We start from the raw sequence: 24999 nt of genomic DNA on the forward strand, positions 1-24999 counted from the left end.
ATCATCTCATCAACCCAACCGCCTCAGAATTCTTCCCAATTGTCCTTCGATGCCGAAGTCACCGGCGCCGGTTCAAACGCCCGCGCCAGCTGGTTGTGCAGGGCCATGGCCGGTGAGCGGCGCGGTTTCTCCTCGGCCGCCACGCGCACCATCGGTGCCTTGGCCGGACGGCTTATCGGTGCGAATTGCGGGGCGGCAGCGGTCGGCACCGGCGGGATGACAAAACCTGAGCGTCTGGGCGCGGCATAACCGGCGTCCTTGCCGAGGTTGAACTGTTTCAGGAGTTCGTTCAGCGTGTTGGCTTCGCTGGCCAGCGTGTGGCTGGTTTTCGTCTGCTGATCCACCATGGCGGCGTTCTGCTGGGTGTTGCGGTCCATCGTGCCGACCGCGTTGTTGATTTCCTGCAGGCCGGTCGCCTGTTCACGGGTGGAGACCACGATGGCGCGGACATGCTCGTTGATCTCGCGCACCTCTTCCACGATCGCTTCCAGCGCCTTGCCGGTTTCGCCCACCAGGGCCACGCCGGCATCCACCTGGGTGGTGGAGGTGGTGATCAGCGTCTTGATGTCCTTGGCCGCATTGGCGGAACGCTGCGCCAGTTCGCGCACTTCCTGCGCCACCACCGCAAACCCCTTGCCTGCCTCGCCGGCGCGGGCCGCTTCGACACCTGCGTTCAGCGCCAGAAGATTGGTCTGGAAGGCGATCTCGTCGATCACGCCGATGATGTTGCTGATCTCGTGGCTGGAATGCGAAATGCCTTCCATGGCCGACACGGCGCGGCGCACCACCTCGCCGGATTTTTCGGCGCCGGCGCGGGTGCGCTCGACGCGCTGGCCGACATCTTCGGCACGGGCGGCAGCGTCCTTGACGGTGGTCGTCACCTGCTCGACGGCAGCGGCGGTCTGTTCGACGGCGGCGGCCTGCTGTTCGGTGCGCTTGGCCAGATCGTCGGTGGCGGCGCGGATCTCATCGGCATTGGCGTGGATGGCCGACGCATTGTCACCGACCGAGGTCAGTGTCGACTGCAGCGTGGCGACGGCACTGTTGAAATCGGTGCGCAACCGGTCGAGACGGCCGGCAAAGGCGTGGTTCAGGCGATGGGCGACATCACCTTCGGCCAGCTTCGACAGACCTGTCGCAAGGCCATCGATGGCGAATTCGAGATCGGCGGCATCATGCGCCTTCTGCTCATCGTTCACCCGGCGTTCGGTTTCCGCGCGGGCGCGGGTCAGATCGCTGTCGCGTTCCAGGCGGGCCTTTTCGATCGCCGCATGCTTGAACACGGCAACGGCCTGCGCCATGCGGCCGACTTCGTCGCCACGGTCGAGTGCGGGCACTTCGATATCATTGTTGCCGCCGGCCAGCGCCGTCATGGTGCGCGTCATGCCGACGATCGGGTTGACGATGGCGTTGCACAGCGCCCAGATCAGGCCGAGCGCCAGCACGCCGGCAATGCCGCCGGCAATCACCAGCGTCCAGAGAATGGCGGCGCTGGCGTCATGCTGCGCGGCCGTCAGGCTGGCCGACAGCGTCATTGCCTGCTGCTTGAGCGTGGTGGCGGCTGCGCGAAAACCGTCGAGCGATTTTTCGCCCTCGCCGCGCGCGAATGGCTGGCCAGCCTTGGCGGCAGCCAGTTGCGGGTCGATGAGCTGGCGGTTAACAGTGCTTGCCGCCGCCGAAAGCGTGTCGATGGAGGCGAGAAGATCGGCGCGACCTCTGGCGGCGCTGCGGGCATCGTCGAGCGCCTTGGTCACCTCGGCGCGATTGGCGAGCACAGCTGCGGCAGATGCTTCCGCACCACCGAGCAGATAATCCCGCTGGTAGACGACCTGTTCGAGCATGGCTTCGACGGCGCTATCGAGACCGACGACGATCGCCTGCGCGGAAACCTGCTCGTCAGCCGCGGCATTCGACTTCAGCACCTGCCAGTAAACCCCGGCGGTGGCGAAAAAACAGGCGGACATCACCGCCATGAAAGTGACGATGATCTTCTTGCTGATGGACAGGTTTTTCAACATGGGGTCGCGCTCGTAAAAAGTGCACAAAAAAGAATCTCTATGGCCACTGAGAAAGCACATCCTTGTTTAAGATAGTGTTTCACATTGCCAGATCGTCGCGGTTAGAGCTGATCATTGTTAAATGGAAGCGGTTCTGCCGGAGCAGGTTTTCGTCGGGGCAGTGGCGATTGGCGAAGTGCATACCACCGGGTACGTGCGAGCCGATCGCCGCTGATCCTGGCGGAAAGATGCCCGGCCCTTACGGGTTGGCTGAAACGGGCCGTCTGATCGCATGGCCGGCTTGGCCGTATGCTTTGGCTACGACACGCGCCAGCCATGCGACCATCCGGAACCGTTTGAGCCAACAGAACCGATTCCATTTAACAATGAGCAGCTCTGAACATTTGTCATGGCCGTGTTGCTATCTATGACTTGCGCAAATGCCCGACAAACGTCATTGACAGGCGATGTCCAAATCCACCGAACCCCAACGTCTCGACCAGCTTCTGGTCTCGCTCAACCTCGTGGCCAGCCGCGCCCGCGCGCGCGATGCGATCAGCCGTGGCACCGTGACCGTCAACGGCCGCACCGTCACCAAGCCGAGCCTGACCTTCAAGCCCGACGTCACCGTCACCATCAATGACCCGGCGCAGGATTACGTGTCCCGCGCGGCGCTGAAACTTGTGGCGGCACTCGATCATTTCCAGCTCGATCCGACCGGCCATGACTGCCTCGATATCGGCGCCTCCACCGGCGGCTTTACCGAAGTGCTGGTGATGCGCGGCGCAGAACATGTGACCTCCATCGATGTCGGCCACGGGCAGATGCACCAGCGTCTTCTGGATGACGAGCGCGTCACCAATATCGAAGGCCTCAACGCCCGTTATCTCGAGCCGGACGATTACGAAGACCGGCCGATCACCTTCATCGTGTCCGATGTCTCGTTCATCTCGCTGAAACTGGCTTTGGCGCCGGCGCTGGAACAGGCCGAACCCGGTGCGCTCTGCGTGCTGCTGGTCAAGCCGCAGTTCGAGGCGGGCCGCGAGGCGATCAGCAAGGCGGGCCTTTTGAAGGAGCCGGAAACGGCACCGGATGTGGCCGCCGAACTGCAGCGCTGGCTGGTGGAAGACATGGGTTGGGAAAGCCTCGGCCTCATCCCCTCGCCCATCGATGGCGGCGACGGCAACAAGGAATTTCTGCTGGCCGGCAAGAAGCCCGAAGATGCCGAGCCGTATCAGCGTAGCGAAAAGGACGACGAAGACCGCGACGCCGACGATATGGATGATGAGGACAGTGACGAATGAGCACGGTCACCGTCACCATCAATCGCCTCGGCGCTCAAGGCCACGGCATCGCCAATGGCGAGGACGGTCCGGTCTATGTGCCCTATGCGCTGCCGGGTGAGACGCTGGCGATCGCCCGCAATGGCGACCACGGCACCGTCATGTCCACCGGCGCGCCCTCGCCGGACCGTATCGAGCCGGTCTGCCGCCATTTCGGCCCGGACAGCGATGCCTGCGGCGGCTGTTCGCTGCAGCATCTGGCGGAAACGCCCTATCTCGCCTTCAAGCGCCAGCTGGTGGTCGATGCGCTGAAATCCAAGGGCTTGACGCCCGAGGTGGCGGATACCATTCCGGCCAAGCCCGGTGAGCGTCGCCGCACGGTGTTTTCCGCCCGCAATACGGAAAAGGAATTTCTGCTCGGCTTCAACCGCGAAGAGACGCATCACATCGTCTCGATTGTCGAATGTCCCATCGCCGCGCCCGGCATCGTGGCGCGGCTGGAGACGATCCGCACAATCGGCCGCGCGCTTGCCATCGGCGCCGAGACGTTTCGCATCTCCGTTCTCGAAACCCTGATGGGGCTGGATATCGCCGCCGAGGGTTTGAAGAAGATGGAAGACAAGCAGCGCCGCGCGGTGATCGAAACCGTGCTGACGCTGAAGGGCATTGCCCGCGTTTCCGTCAATGGCGAAATCCTCATCGAGCCGATCAAGCCGATCATCGAATTTGCCGGCGTGCGCGTTTCACCGCCGCCGGGCGCTTTCGTGCAGGCCACCAAGACCGCCGAAGAGGTGATGTCGGAGATCGTTGCCAAACATGTCGGCAAGTCGAAAAAGGTGCTCGACCTGTTTGCCGGGGCCGGCACGTTTACCTTCCGGATCGCAAAGACCACCAAGGTGCATGCGGTCGAAGGTGACGAAAAGGCGGTCAAGGCGCTGGATCTGGCAGCGCGGCAGACTCAAGGGCTGAAGCCGGTGACGGTGGAACGGCGCGACCTGTTCCGCCGGCCGATGATCCCGTTCGAACTGAAGCATTATGATGCCGTCGTGTTCGACCCGCCGCGCGCGGGGGCGGAAGCCCAGATGAAGGAACTGGTGCGCGCCAATGTAAAGACGATTGCCGCCGTCAGCTGCAATCCGCTGACACTGGCCCGTGATCTGCGCATTCTGGTGGATGCCGGTTACCGCATCAAGTCGGTGACGCCGATCGACCAGTTTTTGTGGTCGACGCATGTGGAGACGGTGGCGCTGCTGGTGAAGTAACGCTGGCTGTTGCATTTTGGCGACGAGACGGCGCGGCTTGCTCCCTTCGATCTCCCCCCTTGTGGGGGAGATGTCACCGAAGGTGACAGAGGGGGGTGTACAACGGTTCGGAAAATGGATCGAAAGCGGTATTTGCGGCAGATACCCCCCTCTGTCCTGCCGGACATCTCCCCCACATGGGGGGAGATCGGCTGGGCGCGCCGTCTTATAATCCTTATGCGACAATCTCACCGCTTCATGAAAGCCTCAAACGCCGCGCGCGCCTCGGGGCTTTTCAATTGCGCGGTGAAATGCACGAGCTCCTCGTCGATCCTTGCCAGCACCTCGTCACGCGGCCCACGCACCAGCTCGCGGGCAATTTTCAGCGCCTGCGGTGGTTTTGCGGCCAGCGATGTGGCGAGCTTCAACGTTTCGGCCTCCACCGCACCCGGCACGACCACTTTCCACACCAGACCGGCGGCAAGCGCGGCATCGGCACCAAAACCTTCACCGGCGGCGAGCATGGCAAAGGCGCGTTGATGGCCCATGATTTTGGGCGCCAGCAGACTGGAAGCGGCTTCCGGCACCAGCGCCAGATCGACGAACGGCGTCTTGAACAGGCTGCGATCGGAGGCGATGGTCAGGTCGCAATGCAGGTTGAGCGTGGTGCCGATGCCGATCGCCAGGCCATCGACGCCCGAGACCATCGGCTTTTCGCAAAGTGCGAGCGCCTTGATGAAAATGGCGGCGGCCGGTGGCTCCCTGGAGCAGGACATGGCGTAGCTGAGAAAATCACCCATGTCGTTGCCGGCGGAAAAACAATTTTCGCTACCGAGAAAGGCGATGGCACGGATATTGGGGTCGGCGTTTGCTTCGGTGAGCGCCGCCGTCATCGTCTGGTACATGGCTGAGGTGATGGCGTTTTTCTTGTCCGGCCGGTTGAAGCGGATGACGAGGACACCGGGAGCCGTTTGCGGCCGTTCGATCAGGATATGGTCTGTCATGGGCGGTTCCTCCTCCGGGTTGTTTTGTGTTGTGGCATGAATGGAGCAGCTGGCTCCCACTATCTTCTCCCCTCGGGGAGAAGGTGGCCCGAAGGGTCGGATGAGGGGGAGCGAAGCCAGATTGCAAAGCCTTGCCGTGTCGCCCCCTCATCGCCTCGCTGACGCTCCGGCACTTCTCCCCGCTGGGGAGAAGATGATGTGGCAAGCCCCCTACCCCAGAACCACCCTCGCCGCCTGCAAGCTCGCTGCCCCCGACACCACGGCATCCTTTAACGCCGCCGTCTCGGCCAAAAGGTTTTCCGCCGCAAACCGGCAAAGCGCCACACGTTTTTCCCCGTCGCCATCACCGGCCACCGCCAGCGCGCCGGTGGCGAGATAGGCGCCGGTCAATGTCAGGCCAAACAGCCGCTGATAGGGTGTCGCACCGGCCAGCGCCTCGGCCTGCTGACCACCGGCCAGCGCCTCCAGCAGCCAGTCGGTCGCGGCCTCGAGATCGGCGATCGCCGCCGACAGACGATCCGCTGACGTGCCGAAAGCCGCATCATTGGACGCCGCCAGTTTGTCTGCCACCGCTTTCAGTTCCGCGATCAACCTGCGCACCGCACCACCTTCGGACAAGGGCAGTTTGCGGGTGACGAGGTCGATCGCCTGAATGCCGTTGGTGCCCTCGTAGATCGGCGCAATGCGGGCATCGCGCAGGTAACGGGCCGCCCCCGTCTCCTCGATGAAACCCATGCCGCCATGCACCTGAATGCCCATCGAGGCGACATCGACACCGGCATCGGTGGAGAAGGATTTGGCGATCGGCGTCAGAAGTGCTGCGCGTTCCGCCCAGTGTTTCGCTTCCTCACCCTCGGTTGCGTGCGAAAAATCGATGGCGTGGGCGCAGGCGTAACATATGGCGCGCGACCCTTGGGTCAGCGCCTTCATGGTCAGCAGCGTGCGGGCGATATCGGGATGTTCGATGATGGGCGACATGCCCGAACCCGTCCAGCCCGGCGCTTTCCCTTGGCCGCGCTCCTTCGCATAGGCCACCGCCTTCTGGGTGGCGGCTTCGGCGATCGCCACGCCCTGGATGCCGACGGCAAGGCGGGCATTGTTCATCATCGTGAACATGCAGGCCAGGCCCTTGTTCTCCTCGCCGACCAGATAACCGAGCGCGCCCTTTTCGGCGCCAAACTTGCCATCGCCAAAAATCATCGTGCAGGTGGGCGAGCCGTGAATGCCGAGCTTGTGCTCAATCGAATGGCAGAACACATCATTACGTTCACCCGGCGCACCATCCGCACCCACCAGAAATTTTGGCACCAGAAACAGCGAGATGCCACGCGTGCCGGCCGGCGCATCCGGCAGGCGGGCGAGCACGAGATGAATGATATTGTCGGCGGCGTCGTGTTCGCCCCAGGTGATAAAGATCTTCTGGCCAAAAATACGGTAAGCACCGTCACCCGCCCGCTCCGCCCGGCTTTTGAGCACGCCGAGGTCTGAGCCGGCATGCGGCTCGGTGAGGTTCATCGTGCCGGTCCACTCGCCTGACACCATCTTTTCCAGAAATTTTTGCTTCAGCTCATCGCTGCCATGTTTCGACACGGCCTCGATGGCGCCCATGGTGAGCGTCGGCGCGAGCGCAAACGCCATGGAAGCGGCGTTCCACATTTCGAGTGCGGCGACATTGAGCATATGCGGCAGCGCCTGTCCGCCAAACGCTTCCGGCCCGGTCAGGCCGTTCCAGCCGCCTTCGCACCAGGCCTTGTAAAGCGCCGGCCAGCCTTTGGGCGTGATGACGGCGCCATCGACAAACCGCGCGCCTTCGCGGTCACCACTCTCGCCCAGCGGTGCGATCTCCTCACCGGCAAAACGGCCTGCCTCGGAAAGGATCGCCTCGACGAGATCGCCGCTCAGATCTCCCAGCCTGCCCTCTTCCACGGCGGCCCCAAGGCCGGCGACATGATTGAGCGTGAAGGCGATCTCTTCGACCGGTGCCTTGTACATGCAAATATCTCCTCTGTCGGACACGCCCGCAGCCGAAGCCGTCGCGCATCCACTCCCGACATGCATTTTACGTAAACGTCAAAGCGGATGTCAATGTGGGGATGGTGCGGAAAACCGGCGGAAGGTTAGCTTGTGGAAGAGATGTGGCGGCGCATTGCGGCATTAGGCAATTCTCCTGCCCCGTGACTAATGCACCTCGGCAAGTGGTACGCTTATCCGGCAGCCTCTGGAGAGGGCGATTTTGGCGCTGCTTTTCTAAACACGGACAACTTCAATATAAAAGCGGCAAAATAGACGGAGACCAACTTTTTCGCCTCGGCGACGAGGAAGCAGACGACGACCGTAATGATGACGATCGGAAAAAATGACCATACATTGAGCATGCCCAATTTCGCGAAGTAATAGGCCGCGATGATGATGATCGTCTGGTGCATGACGTAATAGGTCATGATTGACTTGTTGAGATAGGTCACAATGCGGTTGGGGCCGCGAACCATTCTGCCGGTGAATGCCAGCAAGGCAAGAATGGCAGTCCATTGCATGATCGACCTGACGACACGGGCAGCAACGACAAGCAGTTCCGGCCATTGTCCTCGCGGCAAGGTCATGGCGAGGATTGCGATGGCCAGAAAAGAGATGACGGAAAGCCAGAGGCTGACCCACCGTCTCCGATCGATCTCCTGCCAGAAGCGCGATTCGTTGCAAAGGAGCACACCGGCCATGAACATCGAGAAATACATGACATGCGCGTAAACATCGCTGGTGATGACCAGGGTCTCTCCAAAGACGGGGTAGAGAAAAACCCTGAGAGCCGAAAGGAATGCGACCGGTACGAGAAACAGCTTTGCGCCTGTCAGTGAAGAGACGAAAGCCGAGGATATTTTTCCCCAATGGCGTTCAAATCGTGAAAATGTGATCGACCAGACAAACACATAGATCCAGAGATACGCCAGAAACCACATGTGTTCGAGTGTTAGTCCGGACTGCATGTAGCTTTTTAGAAACTGCCAGTAGGACAAGTCGGGGTTAGCATACCGATTGGCGAAATAAATCTGTGGCGGTACAATCATGACGACGCCAAACAGAAACGGCGGCAACAATTGTCGCGTGCGCGATCTGCGGATTTCTTCGACAGACTTTTTGGTGAGAAGTGACGCTGTCACCAGGCCGGAAATAAAAAACAGTAGGCTCATCCGCCAGGGATGAGATCCTATGGCAATAAGATCCATCAACCGGCCAAGTTGGTCGGAGGGCTGGCCTATGCCCTTGCTGCCGAACAGCAGGCTCGTATGGTAAATGATGACAGTTCCGAAGCTGAAAACGCGCAACGCATCGATATCGTACCGTCGCCCGGCCGGCCTGTTCGCCATCGTGCACCCCACTCCCAATCCGGTAAAAATACAACCATACCGTCAGTTAAGGATGTATTGAAGCAATCAGGAGGAATAGAGCAATCGATGCAAATCGCCATTTATTGAATTGTGAAAGCGATGCGCGAATAGCGTTTTCGCAAATCTGATCCTGAACAATAAATTCAGGTCGGTGTCTTTGCTTCACCTCTGTCCTTGAGATAGCGGGAAACAGCCATACGAAGCATCTCGGCATCTTCGGGAGAAATACCCACAGGTCTGAAGGTAACGTCCAAAACGTCGCCCCCGGAAAAGTAGGCATAGAACATCAGCGCCGAAAGATAGCTGCCATGGATCGAGGGGTGGTTGCAGTCGTCGTAAAGGGGAAAGCCTATGGGCTGGCTTTGAAGCGCCTCCCAGACCAGACCGACATTGACCAGATCCACGCCGGTCAGGGCGGCAAGCCGGGCGTGCTGCTGCTGGATATTGAGGTGCATACCGGGATAACCGGCTGGTGACAGGCCCGCGGCCGATGGCGGCATGCCCGCATTGGCGGTGCATTGGTCTGTGTAACGCCAGGTCACGAACATGGCCGGTCTGGCGCCATTGGCCTTGATGTCCCGGACAAGGCCGGCGGCGACCTCCCATGCGTCACCGGCGGTCTGCGCACTGTATTGCTCGCTGCTGAGAACCTGTAACACGACGTCATCCCAGCGCTGGGCGATCAGGGCGCGGGTCTGCGGATTTTTCAGATGATCACCCAGACTGATGCCGGGCTTTGCCTCCATTTCGATATGCAGATTTTTCGGATAACCGGCTGATTCGGCAATCAGGCGCACCATATGCGGCATGTCGTGATAAAAGGTCCGGCTGTTGCCGAGAAAAAGCACGGTCTGCTCAGGCCTGTCATCGAACAGGTCGACCAGAAACTCCTTGCCCTTGCCCGGCCATCCGTTGAATGGCGGCAAAAAGAAGAGAGAACCGACCAGAATTGCGGCCAGAACGCCCGCCCGTTTGACTTGAAACAACCTGTTACCTCATAAAATTTATCGGCCTGCAATTTGTAAAAGCCAATATGTGAAGGATAGGTTGCCCAAACGGCACGGATTTGTTTCGAGGCCATCTGGCGAACATGGATCATCGGCGGATTTTTTGGCAACGGGCGCTTTCGATGAAACCATATGCGGGCGGTTCGCATCACAAAAGGGGTCGAGGGCAGGCTGGTAACACGACCTGCCCTGAGGCTGGAAAAGTCCCGGCGAACTCGCTCACACGGCTATTTCAACCTCGCCTGCCGGCGTACCTCGCCAGATAGAAGAACTGCGTGACAAGGCCCAGAACAAACATCGCAGCCACTGTTCCCAGAGCAAGTTTCAAAATGGCTGAATCCGGATTGGCTGCAATCGGGTGGCCATCAGGCACGCGTCGCAGGGTTTCCGAAACAGAGGGAACCATGAGCAGAAAGACGGTGAGGCTGAGAAGCAAAGTCTCGATATACTTTTGCAGGCGCCCGAGAAACGTGAACCGATGCACTGTATATCCACCGATGAGACACAGAAGGGTGACAACCGCTATGGCAGGACTGACCGGTGCCTTGGCAACGAGAAAAATCGTGAGGCTGCCGATCAGCATGCAGATGAAATAGATACGACCGGCAAAACTGTCCGGTTTGATGCGTCCGAACCGGAAAATCATGTAGGCCGCAGCAGGTATTGCAGGAAGGCTGCCCAGCGTGTGGAGCCAGCCGAGCGTTGTTATTCCAAACATGTCAGTTCCTTTCGATCTGATTTCGGGGTCTGCGCCATGGCAATTCCGCTGACGTGAATATGTTCGTGCATGTGTCACCATCAGTCACCCACCCTTCTAGTTGGTAGGCTTTTATGGCGCAGTCGTTTTAACTCAGGCCTATTCGCCATGAAGGCCGGTGGTGGCCTGTGGCAGGCCTCAGTGTTTCACTTTCATCTGGTCAAATGCGGCAGAGGTGATCATCGAAAATTTGCTCGCATCTCCATAAGCGCGTGCCGACAGCATGGCTCCGTGGACGGTGGCCATGAACAGTTCCGCCTCGACCTCGGGCGAGCGCGAAAGATGGATGGCACCTTGTCTTGCGGCACTGTCAAATGCTCGCGTCAGCCACGCAGAGAGAAGCTGGAAATACGCCTTGACCTCGAGGCCTATTTCGGGCGGCAAGAGCGGCAGCTCGCTTGCCAACAGTGCGCAGACGCAAAAGGGCCGGCTGCCATCGGTGATGCATTGCGCCCAATGGTTGGTAAAGGTGTGCAGTTGCTCCAGCGGATCGGCCATATTCTGCTCGATGCCGGCAATGCCGGTTTCGGCATTCTGGCGGTATCGGCTGACCAGTGTCTGAACCAGATCGACCTTGCTCGGAAAATGGTGGTGAATGCTCGCTTTGCGGATGCCGACGATATCGGAAATATCCGCATAGCTGAAACCGTTATAACCGCCGGACACGATAAGCTTTTGCGCGCAGGCGAGGATATGATCGTAGGTCGACACAAGATTGCTCATACCCAACACCTACCTTCTGGTAGGTAGATTGTCAATATACAGAACTCATGGGTTGGCAGACGCTGGTGTCATGTCATGCTATTGGACCGATTCATGATCATCATGGGCGCAATGCCGATACGCATCCTCCCCCGTCACCAAACCTTCCAGAACGGCTTTTTCTTCGCCTCCCCCGGCACATCGACGCCCTTGGCCCGCGTGGACAGAAACGCCAGATATTTTGGGTCTTCCTCGGCAAAAATCTCCGCACCCTCGGCCATATAGGCGCGCATCAGCTCATCGGCAGCGCGGTCAAGATTGTCGAGTTCGAACTGGCATTGGCCGAGCCGCAGATGCAGGAACGGGTTGCCGATCGCATCCGGGTAATGCATGGCCATGGAGAGGTTTTCGCGGCCGGCAGCGAAATCGCCCTGGAAGAAATTGGCCTCGCCGATCGCCGATAAAAGCCATGTGCCCTGCTGCCACTGTGTTTTCGGCTCGGGCAGAAGTTCGAACGCATCCCAGTATTTGTCGAGTGCGGCCTCGAAATCCTCGGTTTCGGCCAACGCATCAGCCTCGGCCGCCAGCGCTTCGATGCGGGCGTTGATGTCGTCATCGAGCTCTTCGGCCATCTGTCTTCCTTCGGCATGACTGCGTTGCGGGGCGCAAATTATAAACTTTTGGCCTCACCGCCAAGCCTTCGCCTCAGCGCGCGCCTTCCGTCTTTGCCACCGGCTACGCCTGTACCTGTTCCTGGCCATGCGTCATGCGTTTCGGCACGAACAGGCAGACCGGAATGATGATGGCGGTGATGGCGAACATCGTTAGGAAGGTCATGTGCAGCGCCGATTGCAGCGACATGCGCACCGCATCACTGCTGGCCATCGCCGCACCCGTGCCGTCCAGCAGGCCGCGCAGCTCCTCCTGGGTGATGACGCCGCCGCCGGCCGTGTGGGCAAGGCCGTAGCTCAGCACCGCGCCGAGAATGGAGGCGCCGAGCGTGCTGCCGAGATTGCGCGAAAACACGTTGGATGCGGTGGCGCTGCCGCGCTGCGACCAGCCGACGCTTTCCTGAGTAATCACGAGCGCACAAATGTTCAGAAGGCCCATGCCGATACCCATCAGCAGCGAACCGATGCCGGCCTGAATGGCCGTGCTTGCCGGTGTCAGCAGCACCAGAAGGAAGGCGCCGACCGGGATCAGCAGGCTGGCGACCAGCATGATCGGCCGCAGGCCAAAGCGTGGAAACATGCGCGACGCAAACGTGGCGCCGCAGGGCCAGCCGACCAGCAGCATGGTGAGCGCAAAACCGGCCACCAGCGGCGAACGGTTGAGCACCGTCTGCACATACATGGGCAGGAACGTGGTCAGGCCCATGATGGCCATGGCCGCGAAGAACACGGCGAGATTGGAAATGGCGATCGGCCGCTGCAGCCACAGGTCGGGCGCCACCATCGGTGCCTGCGCGCGCTTTTCCTGCCAGAGGAAGGCGACAAGGCTGACGACGAAGACGATGACGGCGATGATTGTATAGGCCGGTGTCGTGCCTTCCATTTCGGTCAGCGCCAGCATCAGCGCCGAGATCGATATGGCAAACAGCACGGCACCCAGCACATCGACGGACACCCGCTGCGTCTGCTTTTCCTCATGCAGGAAGAAAACGAAACCGGCGATCGCGATGATGCCGACCGGAATGTTGATCCAGAACACCCAGGCCCATGGCAGGTTATGGATGATGACGCTGCCGAGCAGCGGACCCACCACGGCCGAAATTGCCCAGACGCTGGCCAGATAGCCCTGCACCTTGCCGCGCTGTTTGCCCGGAAACAGATCGCCGACAATCGTCATTGCCACCGGCTGCACCGCGCCGGCGCCGATGCCCTGCAGCAGGCGAAAGGCGATCATCGACGGCATCGACCATGCGAGACCGCACAGGATGGACGACAGCAGGAACACCACGATGCCGAACAGCAGCACCGGCTTGCGGCCATAGATATCGGAGAGTTTTCCGAACACGACGGTGGTGGCGGTCTGGGTCAGCAGGAAGGATGAAAACACCCAGCTGTAGAGATTGAGCTGGCCGAGCTGGGCTGCAATCTGCGGCATGGCTGTGGAGACGATCGTCGCCTCGATCGAAATCATCGCCATGGAGGCCATGACGGCGGCGACGATGAGCCCGCGATGGGAGCTCTTCTGTGTCATTTTCGGGATCCGGAGCGCGGAAAGAGATGGCGCCAATGGAGTAAAATTCGGCGGTCAGCAGGCCGTCAGTGCGACAGCGATCTAGGAACGGGAAAAGGCAAACGTCAAGTCGGGCAAGCCGCTTATCGGCTCTGCCCGGCAGATTATTTGCATGTCATGTATTGGCGGCGCAACCATTTGGCCGCGCCGCCGCTGTTACCGGTTATTTCCCGGTCAGCCACTTGCGGGTTTCGAGCGTGAAGGATGCCGCCAGTTTCTGGGCCAGCGCATTCTGATCCTTCGTGGCAACGGCATTGATGGCCATGGCCACGAAGAAGCCGACATTGCCGCTGCCCTTCACACCATGGTCGGAACCGACGATGCGCGGGTTCTGGGCGATGATCGATCCATCGGCCACGTTTTCCAGCCGCACGGTGCCGGTGATGAAACTGTCACTGCCACGCAGCACGCGGCCCGGCGAAGACGCGAGATCCGCCTCCTGCAGGGTGATGACCAGACGCGCCGCCTTTGGCCCGCCCGGCAGGCCCTTCAGCTTGGCGCTGGCATCCGCTTCCAGTGCGTGCACGATCATGGCTGCCTGCGCTTCCGGCGTGATGCCGTTCAGCATCGGCAGGCCGGTCCGGACATCCGGCGTCGCCTCGACGCGGACGGACGTGACATTTGCGCCGTTCAGCGCCTCAACGAGACGCGGATCACGCGTCTGGCAACCGGCCAGCAGCGTCAGGCCGGCGACAACGATCGCGACCTTCAGAAAGATGTTGGAAATGCTCAATTGATGCCCCACTCGAAATGCAGATATCCGCAAGGCCGGTTTTTGAACCGGTTGCGGCATGCGAACCAAAGTTTTGCGATGCCCTACCCTCATCGCGGTTCGCGTTAAGCATGGATGGAGAGGCGCGGCAACGAGGCCGCTGATCTTGTGGTTATCAGTCCCTGACTGTCGAACTATCGATTGCGCGGGTTTCGATGGCCGCGCGGCCGGCATCGCTGAGCGCATAGACACCCTTTTCCACCTTGTCGAACCAGCCGTAATAATTGTTGCGTAGGATGGCGCCGGCCGTCGTGGCGGTGTCCTTCAGGTCTCGCGGCCGCAACGGCCCTTCGGCAAGGGCTGCGGCGATGGCGAGCGCCTGCTGGCGATAGGCGGTCATGATCGGCACTTTTGTCGAGCCGCCAAGCGCCGGATCGCCCACCCTTTTGCGGTGTTCCTTTACCAGTTTCGTGCGGCGTTTCGGGTTGGTGCGCGGCATAGGCGACACGGAGGAAACCAGCACGCTGACCTCTCCCTTGTCCGACACACCGAGCATGCCGATGCCAAGCCGGCGGCAGAGGTCGCGGTAACGCTTGTCGCTCTCGCGGCCCCTGCCCTTGGCCGAAACGCGGGCGGCGATCCACACTTCATCCGACACTGCTGCGCGATCCACCGCCTGCAGGATGAGTTCGAGATTGAAGGTGAGTTTCAGCTCGCAGATCACCACCACCGTCGGATCACTGTCGCTCAAGCCTACCAGATCGCAGCCGCCGATCTCGCCCTTCACCGTGTAACCGGCGGCTTCGAGAAAGGTTTTGACGGGGAGGTAGAGCGCGGTTTCCATACGGGCCTGACGAGGTTTTGTCGTTTTGCTCCGCATAACATGATTCTGGCGGGTGGTTGATTTTCGTCGCGCAAGTAGGTAGACCGGTCTGGCTACCTAATGAGAGAGGCGGATGGAATTGGGATGGTGCGACAAGCTCCCTTTGATCTCCCCCCTTGTGGGGGAGATGTCACGATAGTGACAGAGGGGGGTGAGCGACGGCGCGGAAAAGACGGAACAAGCGGTATTTGCGCCAGAGACACCCCCCTCTGCCCTGCCGGGCATCTCCCCCTCAAGGGGGGAGATCGGCTGAACGGCACCCTCACCCCACGAGCACCCCACCAATGGAACCGCCATGCCCTACCCTGCCGAAACGGCCCGCGAAAAACTGCTGAAAGCCGCTGCCGTGCTGTTTTATGAAAACGGCATCGCCGGCACCGGCATAGACGCGATCATCGCCCGCGCCGGCGTGGCCAAAAAAAGCCTCTACAACAATTTCGACTCCAAGGCGGATCTGGTGCACGCCTATCTGACCATACGCCATGCCGAACTGCTGGCGTTTTACGAACGCCGCGTCGCCACCGCCGTCACGCCAAAGGACAAGGTGCTGGCGGTGTTCGATGCCTATCAGGACCATGCCGAGTTCGCTTATGAGCACGGATTTCGCGGCTGCGGGCTGCTGAATGCCGCCGCCGAACTGACGGTTGGCGATATCGGCCGCGATGCCGTGCGTCGTCACAAGGAAGAGGTGGAGGGACTTATCGCCAACCATCTCGGCGAACTTCTGAACGGTGATGCGGAGCGAGCCAAGATGCTGGCCCGCCAGCTGGCCTTTCTTCTCGAAGGAGCCATCACCCGCGCCGGGCTGGAGGGCAATAGCGCTCTCGTTCTCGAAGCCCGCACCATGACCTCCGACATGCTGGACAGACTATGACCACCAAGACACAAGAATTCCGCATCGGCGTCGCCGGCGTGCTGTTTGCCTCGCTCGTGTGGGGCACGACCGGCACGGCGGCGGCCTTTGCACCCGGCGTCAGTGCGGCGGCAATCGGGGCAGCGGCCATGGGCATCGGCGGGCTTTTGCAGGCGGCCATCGCGCTGAAATCCATCGGTCGGGCGATGGCGGACCTCAGACGTTACTGGCTGCTGCTTGTGGCCGGCGGCGTGGCGGTGGCGATCTATCCGCTCGCCTTTTACGGCTCGATGCGGCTGGCCGGCGTCACCATCGGCACGGTGGTCACCATCGGCTCGGCACCGCTCCTCTCGGCGCTGATCGAAAAGGTTTTTGATGGCGCGCAACTGTCGAAACGCTGGCTTGCTGGAGCGCTGATCGGGCTTTTGGGCATGGTGCTTTTGTGTGTCGCGGAAGGCTCGCATGCCGAAACCATCGTCACCGGCAATGCCACCATAATCGGCATCGCGCTCGGCCTCATCGGCGGCCTCACCTATGCGCTGTATTCCTACACGGCGCGTGGACTGATGTTGCGCGTCATCCGGTCCTCGGCGGCGATGGGCGCCACTTTTGGCGTCGGCGGGCTGCTGCTGATGCCGGTTCTGCTCGTCACCGGCAGCGCATTCCTCGACAGCTGGAACAATGCGGCCGTCGGCCTCTACATGGCGACCGTGCCGATGTTTCTGGGCTATATCGCGTTCGGCATGGGCCTTGCCCGCATTCCGGCCAGCATGGCGACGACCATTACGCTTTTGGAACCGGTGGTGGCGGCGATGTTGGCGGTGATCATTCTCGGCGAACGCCTGCCGGCGCTGGGCTGGCTGGGCGTGACGCTGATCATTTTCTGCCTTGTGGTGATCACGGCACCGGTGAAGTTTTCGCGGCTCAGATCAAGGGCAGCGGCTTAGCGGCGGGCACCAATTACCTTCTCCCCATCGGGGAGAAGGTGGCCCGAAGGGTCGGATGAGGGGGACCGAAGCCACATCGCAAAGTGTTACCGTGGAAGCCCCCTCATCGCCTCGCTGACGCTCCGGCACTTCTCCCCAGCGGGGAGAAGATGCTCGTAGTACCCTTCGCATCCTCCAGCACTCTCTGAAACAGCCCTCCACAAAAACCTGTTGCAACAGATGTCACGAACAGCGTCTAACAGGCAGTGCGCCTCCCACAGCCCGGACACTGCCCATGACGCTTCTCAACCCCGCCATTCCCGGCCTCGTCTGGGCCTATCGTTTTCATGCCGACAAGGCGCCCTGCACGCGGCTGCCGACCGAGGCGACGCGCGCTGACCTTGGCGTGGAAGACGGCGGTTTCCTGTGGCTGCATCTCAACCTTGCCGACCAGCGCGTGCCGGCCTTTCTCGACGGGTTTCAAAACCTGCCGCAGGATGTGGTGGCCGCACTCACCACCCATGACACGCATGCCTCGATCACGCTGGACGAGCAGATGGTCTACGGCACGCTAGTGGATTTTCAGCGCGAGTTCGACAGCGAAACCCGCGATATCGGCTGGCTGCATTTCGCCGTCACCGAAAAGCTGATCATCACCACCCGGCTGCAGCCGTTGCGCTCGATCGACCGCGTGCGCGCTGCCGTCGAAAAGAACGCGGGGCGTTACCGCCGGCCGATCGACGTTTTTGAAACCATCGTCGCCGAATTCCAGCGCACGCTGATCACGCTGGTGCTGGAACTGACGGAAGAGCTGAACCAGATCGAGGATTTTGTCTACGACAACGCGCCGCGTGACGAGCGCCGCAGGCTTGCTCCCGTTCGCCGCACCGTCGTGCGTCTGCACCGGCATTTGCGCACCGTTCTCGCCCTGATGCGCCGCGCGGCCGCGGCCGACGATGACGACATGCCGCTCGGTTTCGATGATGTCGCGTCACGGCTGACCGGCCGGCTGGAAGCGGTGGATCACGACGTCTACGCGTTGCAGGATCGCGCCCGGCTGCTGCATGAGGAAATCGATTCCAAACAGTCGTCCGAAACCAACCGCCACCTCTACATCCTGTCGCTGATGACGGCGTTTCTGCTGCCACCTTCGCTGGTGACCGGCTTTTTCGGCATGAACACGTCAGGCATGCCGTTCGAACATGGCGAGACCGGCACCACGTTTGCGGTGATCTTTATCGCGCTGTCGATTGCCATTGCGTGGTGGGTGCTGAGGCGGGCGCGGATCTTGTGAGGAGTGCGCGACGGTCTCCCTAAAATCTCCCCCCTTGAGGGGGAGATGTCACGATAGGTCCGAAGGACGAGGGGGGTGGGCAACGGTGCATCAAATCAATTGCAGAAGGAGCGTGCGGAGCCCCCCCTCTGCCCTGCCGGGCATCTCCCCCTCAAGGGGGAGATCGCAAGAGGCACGCTCAAAAATACGGCGAATAGCACTGCTTGCGCGGGCCGTAGTTCGGCTGAAAAGTGTTGGAGTAGATATCGTAGGAACGATAACGCGCCAGGCACCAGTCGTGATGCTGCGGGTTGATATCACCGGCAGGGGCCGCGTAACGGCGCGGCGGCGGCGCAACGTAACGTGGCGCAGGCTCGTAATATTGCGGGACCGGCTCGACGTAACGCGGCTCTTCATAGGTCGGGGCAGCCAGAGCACCGCCGATGATCGCGCCGGCGCCGAAGGCGGCCAGCGGATACCAGTAGCCGTCGTGATACCGGTGACGCGGGCGGTATTCGCGGTAACCGCGATGGCCGCCATACCAACCGTCGCGATAACCGCCACGGTCGCGCCAGTATTGCACCTGCACCACATTGCCGCTCTCGACGGGCGCGGCTTTCACGGCGGGGGCAGCAGGCATGATCGGCATCGCCGCAGCACCCGGCGCAACCGAGGTGGCCAGCATGGCCGCAGCCACACCGAAAATCGAAACAGTCTTCATCAGCATGGTCATGGGATATCTCCACCGACTGATTGATCGAAAATTCATCGCCGCGGAATTTGTACGTTACCGCCTGAACCGCGCATTAACGAAACGCCTGCCGTGGAACTGCCCGTTCAACGAGACGACCCGGCGGAACATCATGCTCCGGCCGGGCCATGTTTTCACGGCATCATGCCATGGTTTCTACTGACCCGAGGGGGTGATCAGTAGGGGGAATTGCACACCGCGCGAACGCCGGCACGCGGCACATAGGTGTTATCCGAAGCGCGGTAGCTGCGATAACGATCAGCACACCAGCGAACATGCGCCGAAGACGAACTTACGCTCGGCCGGCTGATGGCACCGCCGATGATCGCACCGGCACCGAATGCGGCCAGCGGGAACCAGAAACCATTGTGGTAACGATAACCCGAGCGGCGCTCGCGGAAACCACGGTGGCCGTTGTAATAACCATTACGCTCGAAACGGCGTTCGGCACGGCGATCGAAACGACGGTTGTCGCGGCGGTCCCAGCGACGGTCGTTACGCCGCTCCCATGGACGATACTGGACGTCGGTCACCGGAGCAGCGGTGCTGGTCTGGGCGGCAACCGGGGCCGGCATCTGGAAAGCCTGCGCCGGAACAAGACCGGTAAGCGTGACCGTGAAAGCGACGGCAACGGTCGCGAGGCGTTTGCGGATATTCATCATGGATGTTTCCTCAAAATCTTTTTATCGAATTTATCGGCGGGGAAACGCATGATGCCGCCTTGGGGTTCCAAAGACGGCATCACGAAAGATGAATGTTGGTAAAGGCTTGGTGAGGATGGGGGCGAGCGGCAGCCGGCGCTGCGTTTCGGAGCTCAGTAATGAGCAGGTAGGATATTTATCATTTTTCCGGTTTATCTGGCCTAACGTGCAAGAACACTTGGCTTGTAGGCGATGTGGCGGAGAAGTCTTGATGTTACGGCGAGTATCGATCTTTCTGACAATGCTTGCGGCAACGGGTGCTCTCGCGAACGAGGTGCCGTACTTCGATCGCAAAACTGTTCCTGACTATATTGCTCGTTTCAAGGTGGTCCACACCTACGGGCGCGACAAGACGAATGAGCGCGTGGTCTTGCAGCACGGTGGCTGGACACGGGTAGAAGAAGGAAACGAGGGAAAATCAGTAATTTCCTACGGAAATTTCTCAAAAAACCTTGTCCTCAGAACCGCTAAAAATGATGAGGACAATGCTTGGATGTCGGTGACGCAAGCCGATCCCGCGAAAGATTTTTTTGGATTTACCGACGCTCGGGAATTGAACCATGTTGAGGCCGTCGACAACGAGCATTGTCGCTGGCTTGAACTTATTCGCGGCGAGCTGGAACAATCAAAGTCAGGACCGATCTGGCGCACCTGCCTGACTGGCGATGGGATAGAAGTTGCAACCACCGTCTTGCTCTCGAACGGCCAGCCGATGTCCCAGACACGTTTGGTCGAACTCGATCGAAAACACCTGTCGACAAGTGCCGTCTTGCCGCCTGCTGATTTATTCGATGCAGAGACATGGCTAAAACCGCTCCACGCCGATGTCAAACGCCCTTCAGAGATCGCTGATTTCGAAGTCGAACTGCAAAATCCGACGGCGAAGTTGAGGCTAATGCGGCATTATCCGTGGTGGTATAGAGAACGCACCGGAAAAGATGGCTCGGTCAGTGCGTTGGTTTGGAATGAACTTGCTGACCAAGGGATCTTATATTCCGCTTCTCCTGGAAAACGCCAACTTGATGCACGGCGTTCGCAACTCGATCCGAAACGCCCGTACCCCAAGCTGGCAGGGTGGAGCGGATTGGTCAGGATGAACGAGCGTGGTCAGTTTCTTGGCGAGACGTGCACTTGGTATGACCGGATGCCCAACGTTGCCGATGCCGGCCTGAGGCATTGCCTGACTGGTGACGGCATTCCGCTTAAAGAAATCCGCACGTCTGGCTGGGGTCGTGGAGAGGTTTTCGAAGTCACAAAGATGGTACGCCGCCCGATCGCTATGAATGAAATTCGGCTGGATCCAGTTCTGCTCGATCCCACGACGTGGGGATATATTCCGGAAAATTGAAATCCAGCCAAACCTGCATATTTCTGAATTTCAGAGATGCAGCGGACCGAGTGTTTTGTTCATCTCGATCCCGCTTCAGTCATTGACAGCATTTCCCGACCAAAGCCTAAATTCCGGACTTTCGCCCACGCAATTGACGTGTGCAGCTCGCTCCCTCAGGCCTCCACCGCCACATCGCCCTTCGGCCGCGAGCAGCAGGCGAGAATATAGCCTTCCTCGATCTCGTCATCGAGAATGCCGCCATTGTGGTTCATGTCCACCTCACCCGACACCAGCAGCACGCGGCAGGTGCCGCAGAGGCCGGATTCGCAGGCTGCCCCGATGCGCACGCCATTGGCGCGTGCCGTCATCAGCACGGTCTGGCCCGGCTGGCAGGGGAATTCCTTGCCCGACATGGTGAAGGCGACATTGGCGAGCACTTCGCCTTCGGCCGCCGTCGAGGGCAGTTCCTCGATGGAGGGAAGTGCCGGTGCGAAACTTTCCTGATGGTAGTTATTCATGTCGAAGCCGAGGCTTTCGAGCAGGCCGCGCACCGCCGTCATGAACGGTTCAGGCCCGCAGCAGAACACCGTGCGCTCGGTAAAGTCCGAGGCGAACATGGTGATCTTGGCGCGGTCGATAATGCCCTGCAACCCGACCCAGGCATCATGGCGCGGCGAGTTTTCGACGATCAGCCCGAGCGTCAGTTTTGGCATGTGGCGCGCCAGATCTTCCAGCTCGCGGCGAAAGATGATGTCGGCGGGGGTGCGCGAGCAGTTGATGAAAACGACATCGCTGGATGGCGCGCGGTCGTTCAGATCTCTGGTCATCGACATCATCGGCGTGATGCCGGAGCCGGCCGAGATGAACAGGTATTTTTGCGCCGGATGTTTGACGTAGGAAAAATCACCGAGCGGACCCAGCGCTCGGATTTTCATGCCGGGCTTGAGGTTATCGAACATCCAGCGGGTGCCGATACTGTCCTTCTGCGCCTTCACCGTGACGGCGACGGTGAAGGGACGTGAGGGGCTGGACGACAGCGTGTAGGTGCGCATCGTCGGTTCCTTCACGCCGTTCGGCCCCACCGGCAGTTCCAGCGTCACGAACTGGCCCGGCACATAGCGGAACCAGCCCGGCTTTTCCGGTTTGAAGATGAAGGTCATCACGTCGGCCGTTTCCGGCGTGACGGAGATGCATTCCAGAAGCTGCAGCCTTGCATTCCATGGCTGCATCTCGTCGAGGTGCGGATAAGCTGCCGCCATGTTCATCTCACGAATTGAAGGTTACGCGCTAAGGATTACGTGGTCTCAGGCAACGGCCGAAAGTTTTGCCTGATCGCCCTGAAGACGGTCGACCATGAACTTGGTGTACCACTCGACGAACTGCATGACGCCGCCCTCGTGCAGTTCGGAATACGGACCCGGTTCATAGGCCGGCGAGCGGATACCAAACGCGTTTTCCTCGACGATCTGGCGGTCCTGGTCGTTGGTCATGTTCCAGACGTGGGTGAGCTGTTCGATATCGTAATCGACGCCTTCCACCGCATCCTTGTGGACCAGCCATTTGGTCGTCACCTGGGTTTCCTCGGCACTGATCGGCAGTACGCGGAAGGAGATCGTGTGATCGACCAGCATGTGGTTCCATGTCGTCGGGTAATGGAACAGAAGCATGGTGCCGATATGCGAGATCGTGACGTCATCCGACAGCGCACGGCGCACGGCGCGCTTGCCGTCCATCGTATAGCTTTCGGCATCCTCGATCAGCGGCATGCGGGCGACGCGGAACTGGCCGTCCGGGTGCATGTCGAACGCGCTCGGCAGGCCGGCGGCTTCGCAGCGCGCCCAGTGTTCGGAAATCACCGGGTCATCGGCGGCACCCTGTACACCGGTGGCGGAAGGCGCTTCCGGATAGGTGCGGCAGAGTTCCGGGTGGTTGGCGGCGCAGTGATAGCACTCGCGGTTGTTTTCCCAGACGAGCTTCCAGTTGCCCTTTTCGACAATGGTGTTCTGGTGCGCGACCTTGGCTTCCGACAGGCGATGCGGCGCCATGTAGGGTTGGATCTTCTGGCGTACCGGCGCAAAATCCGGCGCCTCGTTGGCGAGGCAGATGAAGACGTAACCGGCAACGCTTTCGCAATGCACGCTCTTCATCGAAAACTGCGTCTTGTCGAAGTCCTCGGCCATCTGGCGGGCAAACACCAGCGAACCATCGAGATCGTAGGTCCACTGATGGTAGGGACAGACGAGCTTGGCCGATGCGCCGCGTTCCTGCGTGCAGACGCGGTGGCCGCGGTGACGGCAGGTATTGTGGAAGGCGCGGATCAGCTTGTCCTTGCCGCGCACGATGACGATCGGATAATCGCCGATCTGCAGCGTGAAATAATTGCCGGCCTTGGGGATTTCGCAATCATGGCCGACGAACAGCCAGTCGCGGTACCAGATGGTTTCCATATCGAGCTGGAAATAATCCTTGTCGATGTAGAAAGGCTGTTCCAGGCTGAAACCCGGACGATGATTTTTCAGCTGTCGCAGAACGTCATTGCGAATATCCATGTTCCACTCCTCAGATCGTGGGGTTGGACCGGGTGCGCCATCCGCACCCCAAGCCGGCTTTGTCTAAAGCATGTAACCGTTATAACGCGCCTCTGTTTCCTCGGCAGAGCGACATTGCGACATGATATGCGGCATTGACGACAAAACGAATGAGTGACGCAAAAGCGACATGTTTGTTTTTGCCTTTAGATATCAGTCGCCTACGGCATTATGCGCGGCGCGCCGTAACGGGAATTTGGCGCAAACAGGCTATCAACGGCATGAAAACCACGGAAAGAACCCGTTAACAAACAATTGCTAATCTGCGCGTCGACCAACGGAGTGGCACCGTCGTGGAAGCACAACCGAAGCTGAGATATTACGATGCCAGCGCCTGGCGCCCGATAGCGCCGCGGATGAAACCGGCCGCGCATTCGGAATTTTTGCGCACCGGCAAGATTTCGCGCCATCGTGACGACTGGTTTCCGGCCGAGCGCCGTTACCTCACCTATGAGGAAGTGGCGGAGCGCACCGGTGCCAAGCTGGAAAAGGCCGGCGAAACCACCCATGAGCGGCTGAACGCCTTTCACCACGACATCAATTTCCCCAAAGTGCTGTTTCACCGCACGTTTCCGGAACGTCCACATCTGGGTTATTGCCATGTGACGGCGGCCAGCACGTTTATCGCCCGGCGTTCGGTGAGCTGGTCCTTCTATATCTGCAATTTTTTCGCCCAGATCGGCGAGGAAGCGCAGTTCTTCGAACATATCAATGCCGAACGGCGCCGCATGTACTTTGCCGTCGCCATCGAGGGCGAACCGGGGGCTGAGCGCATGCGCATCAACCGTGGCATCCGCGGCAATGGCGTGCTGTTCCAGACCTCAAATCCGCATGAGGCACTGCGCAACGTGCTGATGCTGGGCGCGCCCGATGATGCGTTTCGGGCGATATTGCAGAAGATGTAAGGCCAAAACGCCACACCTTGCTTGATCGCGACCATCGTCAAAACTGGGCAAGATCGGCCGTCAGATACCGTTTCGAGAGCTTCTTGCCATCGCGCTCGAGATAGTAGTTCGGCACGCCATCCTTGAAATGCCAGATGATGTCGCGGATAACTCCATGGCCTCCAGAAAATTTGACCCTGTCACCAACATGAAGCTGCATCGGTTCGATGAAGGTCAGGCACTCCTCCTTGATGGCAAATTCTTCGTCGCCGAAACGGATACGTGCCCACCCATCGTTACGGGTAACAACGCGGACCACGCGGTGATGCAGGTTAGAATTTGAAAGGCGCGGTGCACCGGCTGGGGCGGCGAAAGCTGGATCGGTTTCGCTGGTCCAGAACAGAATGGCTGATGGTTCTCGGGATTGGATCATGGCGCGCAGCTTGAATCAAACAGCTGGCGCCGACAATGCCTCGGTGCTTT

The 24999-nt window shown here is 60.1% G+C and carries 24 protein-coding genes; 8 read left to right on the forward strand and 16 right to left on the reverse strand.

All coding sequences use genetic code 11. The features are described from left to right. Positions 1 to 23: 23 nt before the first annotated feature. On the reverse strand, positions 24 to 2018 hold the full coding sequence (locus tag AAIH70_RS03905) for a methyl-accepting chemotaxis protein (protein WP_132272878.1): 1995 nt from the start codon (positions 2016 to 2018) through the stop codon (positions 24 to 26). 446 nt (positions 2019 to 2464) lie between these two features. Between AAIH70_RS03905 and AAIH70_RS03910 the strand changes: the two genes are divergently transcribed. Together AAIH70_RS03910 and AAIH70_RS03915 are read left to right on the forward strand one after the other, a co-directional pair. Continuing rightward, complete coding sequence (locus AAIH70_RS03910) at positions 2465 to 3301, forward strand: TlyA family RNA methyltransferase (RefSeq protein ID WP_132272877.1); 837 nt, start codon at positions 2465 to 2467, stop codon at positions 3299 to 3301. After that, entirely contained in the window at positions 3298 to 4542 is a 1245-nt protein-coding gene (locus AAIH70_RS03915; RefSeq protein WP_132272876.1) for a class I SAM-dependent RNA methyltransferase, read from the forward strand. The genes AAIH70_RS03910 and AAIH70_RS03915 overlap by 4 nt, the downstream gene beginning before the upstream one ends. A 227-nt stretch (positions 4543 to 4769) precedes the next feature. Here the strand turns inward: AAIH70_RS03915 and AAIH70_RS03920 are convergent, their stop codons facing one another. The 10 genes from AAIH70_RS03920 to AAIH70_RS03965 all read right to left on the reverse strand — a co-directional run bounded on the left by AAIH70_RS03920 (position 4770) and on the right by AAIH70_RS03965 (position 15171). Beyond that, the gene (locus AAIH70_RS03920; protein ID WP_132272875.1) at positions 4770 to 5525 is read right to left on the reverse strand and encodes a crotonase/enoyl-CoA hydratase family protein; all 756 of its coding nucleotides are present in this window, start codon (positions 5523 to 5525) and stop codon (positions 4770 to 4772) included. 210 nt (positions 5526 to 5735) lie between these two features. After that, entirely contained in the window at positions 5736 to 7517 is a 1782-nt protein-coding gene (locus tag AAIH70_RS03925; RefSeq protein WP_132272874.1) for an acyl-CoA dehydrogenase, read from the reverse strand. Between the two features lie 212 nt (positions 7518 to 7729). Then, positions 7730 to 8887 (reverse strand): acyltransferase family protein, encoded by a 1158-nt coding sequence (locus tag AAIH70_RS03930; RefSeq protein ID WP_132272873.1) that lies wholly within the window; start codon positions 8885 to 8887, stop codon positions 7730 to 7732. Positions 8888 to 9051: 164 nt separating this feature from the next. Next, complete coding sequence (locus AAIH70_RS03935; protein ID WP_132272872.1) at positions 9052 to 9894, reverse strand: hypothetical protein; 843 nt, start codon at positions 9892 to 9894, stop codon at positions 9052 to 9054. A gap of 253 nt (positions 9895 to 10147) precedes the next feature. Next, positions 10148 to 10633: a hypothetical protein gene (locus AAIH70_RS03940; RefSeq protein WP_132273681.1), complete on the reverse strand. Its 486-nt coding sequence runs from the start codon at positions 10631 to 10633 to the stop codon at positions 10148 to 10150. Between the two features lie 177 nt (positions 10634 to 10810). Then, entirely contained in the window at positions 10811 to 11395 is a 585-nt protein-coding gene (locus AAIH70_RS03945) for a TetR/AcrR family transcriptional regulator (RefSeq protein ID WP_132272871.1), read from the reverse strand. Between the two features lie 134 nt (positions 11396 to 11529). Next, the gene (locus tag AAIH70_RS03950) at positions 11530 to 12006 is read right to left on the reverse strand and encodes a hypothetical protein (RefSeq protein WP_132272870.1); all 477 of its coding nucleotides are present in this window, start codon (positions 12004 to 12006) and stop codon (positions 11530 to 11532) included. 103 nt (positions 12007 to 12109) lie between these two features. Next, positions 12110 to 13576, reverse strand: coding sequence for an MDR family MFS transporter (locus AAIH70_RS03955; RefSeq protein ID WP_132272869.1), 1467 nt, complete (start codon positions 13574 to 13576; stop codon positions 12110 to 12112). Positions 13577 to 13778: 202 nt separating this feature from the next. Then, positions 13779 to 14348, reverse strand: a complete 570-nt coding sequence (locus tag AAIH70_RS03960; RefSeq protein WP_132272868.1) for a hypothetical protein — start codon at positions 14346 to 14348, stop codon at positions 13779 to 13781. A 154-nt stretch (positions 14349 to 14502) separates the two neighbouring features. Beyond that, complete coding sequence (locus tag AAIH70_RS03965) at positions 14503 to 15171, reverse strand: DUF2161 domain-containing phosphodiesterase (RefSeq protein ID WP_132273680.1); 669 nt, start codon at positions 15169 to 15171, stop codon at positions 14503 to 14505. Positions 15172 to 15505: 334 nt separating this feature from the next. Here AAIH70_RS03965 and AAIH70_RS03970 point away from each other — a divergent pair, with 334 nt between their 5' ends. The 3 genes from AAIH70_RS03970 to AAIH70_RS03980 all read left to right on the forward strand — a co-directional run bounded on the left by AAIH70_RS03970 (position 15506) and on the right by AAIH70_RS03980 (position 18283). Next, positions 15506 to 16084 carry a TetR/AcrR family transcriptional regulator gene (locus AAIH70_RS03970; RefSeq protein ID WP_132272867.1) on the forward strand — a complete coding sequence of 193 codons (579 nt, stop codon included), beginning with the start codon at positions 15506 to 15508 and terminating at the stop codon, positions 16082 to 16084. Beyond that, on the forward strand, positions 16081 to 17010 hold the full coding sequence (locus tag AAIH70_RS03975; RefSeq protein ID WP_132272866.1) for a DMT family transporter: 930 nt from the start codon (positions 16081 to 16083) through the stop codon (positions 17008 to 17010). Before AAIH70_RS03970 ends, AAIH70_RS03975 begins: the two co-directional genes overlap by 4 nt. Positions 17011 to 17284: 274 nt before the next feature. Next, entirely contained in the window at positions 17285 to 18283 is a 999-nt protein-coding gene (locus AAIH70_RS03980; RefSeq protein ID WP_132272865.1) for a transporter, read from the forward strand. A gap of 178 nt (positions 18284 to 18461) precedes the next feature. Here the strand turns inward: AAIH70_RS03980 and AAIH70_RS03985 are convergent, their stop codons facing one another. Next, entirely contained in the window at positions 18462 to 18995 is a 534-nt protein-coding gene (locus tag AAIH70_RS03985; protein ID WP_165931965.1) for a BA14K family protein, read from the reverse strand. On the opposite strand from AAIH70_RS03985, the gene AAIH70_RS03990 reads away from it, so the two are divergent. Then, a complete protein-coding gene (locus AAIH70_RS03990) occupies positions 18901 to 19176 on the forward strand; it encodes a hypothetical protein (RefSeq protein ID WP_165931955.1) in 276 nt (91 codons plus the stop codon). The genes AAIH70_RS03985 and AAIH70_RS03990 overlap by 95 nt on opposite strands. Before the next feature lie 13 nt (positions 19177 to 19189). Here the strand turns inward: AAIH70_RS03990 and AAIH70_RS03995 are convergent, their stop codons facing one another. Next, a complete protein-coding gene (locus tag AAIH70_RS03995) occupies positions 19190 to 19675 on the reverse strand; it encodes a BA14K family protein (protein WP_132272864.1) in 486 nt (161 codons plus the stop codon). Positions 19676 to 19925: 250 nt separating this feature from the next. On the opposite strand from AAIH70_RS03995, the gene AAIH70_RS04000 reads away from it, so the two are divergent. Next, a complete protein-coding gene (locus AAIH70_RS04000; RefSeq protein WP_132272863.1) occupies positions 19926 to 21062 on the forward strand; it encodes a hypothetical protein in 1137 nt (378 codons plus the stop codon). 155 nt (positions 21063 to 21217) lie between these two features. On the opposite strand, the gene AAIH70_RS04005 is transcribed toward AAIH70_RS04000, so the two are convergent. Both AAIH70_RS04005 and AAIH70_RS04010 read right to left on the reverse strand, forming a co-directional pair. After that, a complete protein-coding gene (locus tag AAIH70_RS04005; RefSeq protein ID WP_132272862.1) occupies positions 21218 to 22309 on the reverse strand; it encodes a hybrid-cluster NAD(P)-dependent oxidoreductase in 1092 nt (363 codons plus the stop codon). A gap of 39 nt (positions 22310 to 22348) precedes the next feature. Next, positions 22349 to 23593 (reverse strand): aromatic ring-hydroxylating oxygenase subunit alpha, encoded by a 1245-nt coding sequence (locus tag AAIH70_RS04010; protein WP_132272861.1) that lies wholly within the window; start codon positions 23591 to 23593, stop codon positions 22349 to 22351. 395 nt (positions 23594 to 23988) lie between these two features. Between AAIH70_RS04010 and AAIH70_RS04015 the strand changes: the two genes are divergently transcribed. Beyond that, positions 23989 to 24537, forward strand: coding sequence for a DUF6656 family protein (locus tag AAIH70_RS04015; RefSeq protein ID WP_132273678.1), 549 nt, complete (start codon positions 23989 to 23991; stop codon positions 24535 to 24537). Between the two features lie 37 nt (positions 24538 to 24574). Here the strand turns inward: AAIH70_RS04015 and AAIH70_RS04020 are convergent, their stop codons facing one another. After that, positions 24575 to 24949, reverse strand: coding sequence for a hypothetical protein (locus AAIH70_RS04020; protein ID WP_430033190.1), 375 nt, complete (start codon positions 24947 to 24949; stop codon positions 24575 to 24577). Positions 24950 to 24999: the final 50 nt, after the last annotated feature.

Source organism: Neorhizobium sp. BT27B (assembly GCF_050455485.1).
Taxonomy (GTDB): domain Bacteria; phylum Pseudomonadota; class Alphaproteobacteria; order Rhizobiales; family Rhizobiaceae; genus Neorhizobium.

What these genes read in the sequence shown, in the direction of transcription:
- AAIH70_RS03905 (WP_132272878.1), bottom strand. Translation starts at nt 2,018, where the DNA reads ATGTTGAAAAACCTGTCCATCAGCAAGAAGATCATCGTCACTTTCATG.
- AAIH70_RS03910 (WP_132272877.1), top strand. Translation starts at nt 2,465, where the DNA reads ATGTCCAAATCCACCGAACCCCAACGTCTCGACCAGCTTCTGGTCTCG.
- AAIH70_RS03915 (WP_132272876.1), top strand. Translation starts at nt 3,298, where the DNA reads ATGAGCACGGTCACCGTCACCATCAATCGCCTCGGCGCTCAAGGCCAC.
- AAIH70_RS03920 (WP_132272875.1), bottom strand. Translation starts at nt 5,525, where the DNA reads ATGACAGACCATATCCTGATCGAACGGCCGCAAACGGCTCCCGGTGTC.
- AAIH70_RS03925 (WP_132272874.1), bottom strand. Translation starts at nt 7,517, where the DNA reads ATGTACAAGGCACCGGTCGAAGAGATCGCCTTCACGCTCAATCATGTC.
- AAIH70_RS03930 (WP_132272873.1), bottom strand. Translation starts at nt 8,887, where the DNA reads ATGGCGAACAGGCCGGCCGGGCGACGGTACGATATCGATGCGTTGCGC.
- AAIH70_RS03940 (WP_132273681.1), bottom strand. Translation starts at nt 10,633, where the DNA reads ATGTTTGGAATAACAACGCTCGGCTGGCTCCACACGCTGGGCAGCCTT.
- AAIH70_RS03945 (WP_132272871.1), bottom strand. Translation starts at nt 11,395, where the DNA reads ATGAGCAATCTTGTGTCGACCTACGATCATATCCTCGCCTGCGCGCAA.
- AAIH70_RS03950 (WP_132272870.1), bottom strand. Translation starts at nt 12,006, where the DNA reads ATGGCCGAAGAGCTCGATGACGACATCAACGCCCGCATCGAAGCGCTG.
- AAIH70_RS03955 (WP_132272869.1), bottom strand. Translation starts at nt 13,576, where the DNA reads ATGACACAGAAGAGCTCCCATCGCGGGCTCATCGTCGCCGCCGTCATG.
- AAIH70_RS03965 (WP_132273680.1), bottom strand. Translation starts at nt 15,171, where the DNA reads ATGGAAACCGCGCTCTACCTCCCCGTCAAAACCTTTCTCGAAGCCGCC.
- AAIH70_RS03970 (WP_132272867.1), top strand. Translation starts at nt 15,506, where the DNA reads ATGCCCTACCCTGCCGAAACGGCCCGCGAAAAACTGCTGAAAGCCGCT.
- AAIH70_RS03975 (WP_132272866.1), top strand. Translation starts at nt 16,081, where the DNA reads ATGACCACCAAGACACAAGAATTCCGCATCGGCGTCGCCGGCGTGCTG.
- AAIH70_RS03980 (WP_132272865.1), top strand. Translation starts at nt 17,285, where the DNA reads ATGACGCTTCTCAACCCCGCCATTCCCGGCCTCGTCTGGGCCTATCGT.
- AAIH70_RS03990 (WP_165931955.1), top strand. Translation starts at nt 18,901, where the DNA reads ATGATCGGCATCGCCGCAGCACCCGGCGCAACCGAGGTGGCCAGCATG.
- AAIH70_RS03985 (WP_165931965.1), bottom strand. Translation starts at nt 18,995, where the DNA reads ATGACCATGCTGATGAAGACTGTTTCGATTTTCGGTGTGGCTGCGGCC.
- AAIH70_RS03995 (WP_132272864.1), bottom strand. Translation starts at nt 19,675, where the DNA reads ATGATGAATATCCGCAAACGCCTCGCGACCGTTGCCGTCGCTTTCACG.
- AAIH70_RS04000 (WP_132272863.1), top strand. Translation starts at nt 19,926, where the DNA reads ATGTTACGGCGAGTATCGATCTTTCTGACAATGCTTGCGGCAACGGGT.
- AAIH70_RS04005 (WP_132272862.1), bottom strand. Translation starts at nt 22,309, where the DNA reads ATGAACATGGCGGCAGCTTATCCGCACCTCGACGAGATGCAGCCATGG.
- AAIH70_RS04010 (WP_132272861.1), bottom strand. Translation starts at nt 23,593, where the DNA reads ATGGATATTCGCAATGACGTTCTGCGACAGCTGAAAAATCATCGTCCG.
- AAIH70_RS04015 (WP_132273678.1), top strand. Translation starts at nt 23,989, where the DNA reads ATGAAACCGGCCGCGCATTCGGAATTTTTGCGCACCGGCAAGATTTCG.
- AAIH70_RS04020 (WP_430033190.1), bottom strand. Translation starts at nt 24,949, where the DNA reads ATGATCCAATCCCGAGAACCATCAGCCATTCTGTTCTGGACCAGCGAA.